The following is a 2,997-nucleotide window of genomic DNA, read 5'->3' as shown; positions in this document are numbered from 1 at the left end:
AGATCGAAATCTCCATAGCCTTCGCCTGTGGCCCGCGGGTTCCTGCATGAGAGGCTTTCGTACGCCTGACGGCACCCGAAAACCTTCACCAAGTCGGTCATTCAGGCCTGCTGTTGATTATCCCGGAAGCTGACATTCGCGTAATCAGACAGGATGTGTCACTTAGGGTGGGAAGCGGAATGGCGGGTTGCAGGCGGTTATCCCCTTCGCCTCGACGCTTGATCGACGCCTCGTTGCAAGGTTCATCGTTGCTACCTCAGCACCGCAGTGGTAGGTCTTGTGCGGCTCCTTCAAGAGAATGCCGCTTGCTATCCTGTGGCGCAGACATCCTGCGCCGCAGACGTCGGGATACGTCCTACTTTTGTCGACCTGACCATGAACTTGCTTCGCTTCATTCGAATTCGGAGTACACACATTGCGCCATTTGTTTCGCGGATTCATTGTTCTGATCGCCCTCGGGGCCGTTGGCCTGATCGTCGCGATCGTGGCGATTGCACAGTCCTTTCCACCGATGCTGCCGGAGACGGATGTCTTCGGCTTTTCCAGCGAGCGGGACCAGGGCACCACGGATCTACCGCCGTTGCAGCAGTTTCGCGCGCGTGATGGTGATGCGCTCGCCTACAGGTTTTACGATGCGGCGAGCGAACGGATCCTGATCTTCATTCACGGTTCCTCGTACCATGGCGGCGGATATGACGCGCTGGCAAAGTATGTCAGCGAGACGGGAGCCGCCAAAGTCGTCTTGCCGAACATGCGGGGCCACTATTTCTCTGGGCGTCGCCGTGGCGACGTGGAGTATATCGGCCAGTACGAGGACGACATCGTCGACCTCATCCGGGAACTTCGCAAGCAGGGCCACAAGGGACCCATCATCCTGGGCGGCCATTCGAGCGGCGGCGGCCTTGTGTTGCGTTTCGCAGGCGGCAAGGGTCCGCAGCAGGAGGCGATCGCGGGCTACCTCGCCATGGCTCCGATCATTCCGCGCACCGCCGCCGTGCGTGGCGGCAATGCGGGCGGCTGGAACGTCATCCATCTGCACCGCATTCTGGGATTAGTGGCGCTGAACATGATCGGCGTGCACGGCTTCGATGGACTGCCGATCATCGCCTTTAACAAGCCCGCCGGCGCATGGAACGGGACCGAGACGCTTGCCTATTCCTGGCGCCTCAATTCCTCCTATCATCCCCGCAACGACTATGAGTCAGACGTGAAGGCCATGCCCTCGAACAGCCTCGTACTCGTCGGCGACAAGGATGAGGCTGTCGACGGCGCAGCGCTCCTCGATCTGTTGAAGGCCAGCGGCTACCGTGGACGCGCAGAAGTCCTGGCGCAGACGACACATTTCGGGATCTTCCACGATGCCGAAGCACTGAAGAGAATGACCGACGTCATCGCGACTGTTCCGGTGCCTTGAAACGAATGGCTCTCAAAAAGCCGCAGCGCGCGGGAGTGGTTCAAGATCGCCCGGCAATGGTACCGAACAGGTTCGGTCCCCAATGTGATTTCAGCTCATCACTTAGCGGCGATCCAAGTCCGCCGGCCGGCTTCGTGCCCCACTATGCCGACAAGCAATTGCTGATCAGACGGCAGGTTGCGGGTGCTCCGCAACCCAGCCTCAACGTCTGACTAGGGGTCGGAAACGGTCATGACGGTCGGCCACACCCCATCGCAGCTATTTTATCCTCGGCGGCTATTATTGGACAGTCCTCTCCCGGCCCCATTTCGGTCAATCATCAGAGATGTAGGGGCGTTCCCTGCTCGCGGGGACTCTTCATTGGTTTTGAACCGACTCCACCCCGTCCTTGAATTCCCGCCCCACCATCCCTATCTAGAGAATAACCGGCTGCCGCCGCGTGAAGCTCCTTCCAGATGTGTCGCGAGGTTTCGGGCGAGGCCGGTTCAGACCTGATCGACGGTTTGGCGACCACGGATGTACTGGCGCCATGCAAGTCTCGGGGAACGAGGGAAGCGGGCAACAGCCCGCTTTTTTTGTTTGTAGCGACATCGAAAAGTACCCCCACCCTGTATCCCTCCCCACAAGGGGGAGGGAGGTCGCGAGCATGAAGCCTTGCCTGGCACAACGGTGCAGGGGAAAGCGGCGGTGCCTGTGCCTTCCCTCCCCCTTGTGGGGAGGGATACAGGGTGGGGGTCGTCGCGAAGCGACCATCAAAAACAGTCAGCAAATCCGGGGCGGATGGCGGCCGTCTATCTCCCCCCTTGCGGGGGGTGAGACGCGGCCGGCGCGGCCGGCCAATCGACAACGATTTGTCGATTGGAGCGACGAACGCCCGGAGCGCAAGCGAAGGGCGATGTTTCCCGGGCTTGGCGCAGCCAAGTCCTTGGCTTTTGCCAGAGAGGGGCTCGCGGTGGTGGATATCTCGCCGGGTTCTCAGGCCTCGGCGCTTTTGCCCCTCTCTTGCGATTTCTGGCACTTGGCCTACGGCCAAGACGCCGAAATCGCTTTCTCTCCCGCAAGGGGGGAGATAGGCCCGCGCCGACTTATCCACCTTACCGATACCTCCCGTACCCTTGTCCGAATGACGAACGCGCAAGGACACACGATCAACTGGGACAGGGCGATTGCCCGCAACCGCGAGGCGCTTTTGCGCATTCTCGCGGCACTGTTCGCCATGGCCGGGCTGGGCGAGGGCGGTGCGGTGGCCACCCTGCCGCGGCATCTGCGCAACCATGTCCTGCGCATTCTCCGTGCGGCCGAGTCCGCCGTCCGGCGTCTGATCGTGATCGCCGCGCGCGATCTTGTTGTTGTGGTGGCGCGCCGCAAACAAGCCACAACAACAACCACAAGCAAGCCCACACCCTCCGTCATCCTCGGGCTTGACCCGAGGACCCATTCCGGAGAGTCCGCGAAGCCCTCGATAGGTAAGAATGCGGCTAGTCCTTCGAATGGCGCTGCCGAGATTCGGCTTCACGGAGTGGGTCCTCGGGTCAAGCCCGAGGATGACGCCCTGTGTTCAACCTCGCGGCTAATCGCAAACA

1 protein-coding gene and 1 pseudogene are annotated in these 2,997 nt (G+C 61.1%); both read left to right on the top strand.

Annotated features, from left to right (window positions below):
- Positions 1-415: 415 nt before the first annotated feature.
- Entirely contained in the window at positions 416-1,414 is a 999-nt protein-coding gene (locus tag IG169_RS23455) for an alpha/beta hydrolase (protein ID WP_193178709.1), read from the top strand.
- A gap of 895 nt (positions 1,415-2,309) precedes the next feature.
- A pseudogene (locus tag IG169_RS23450) lies at positions 2,310-2,997 on the top strand (hypothetical protein); the annotation flags it as partial.

The organism is Oricola nitratireducens (assembly GCF_014904745.1).
GTDB lineage: Bacteria > Pseudomonadota > Alphaproteobacteria > Rhizobiales > Rhizobiaceae > Oricola > Oricola nitratireducens.
The sequence above is the reverse complement of the archived record's forward strand: the minus strand, read 5'-3'. Positions and strand labels throughout refer to the sequence as shown.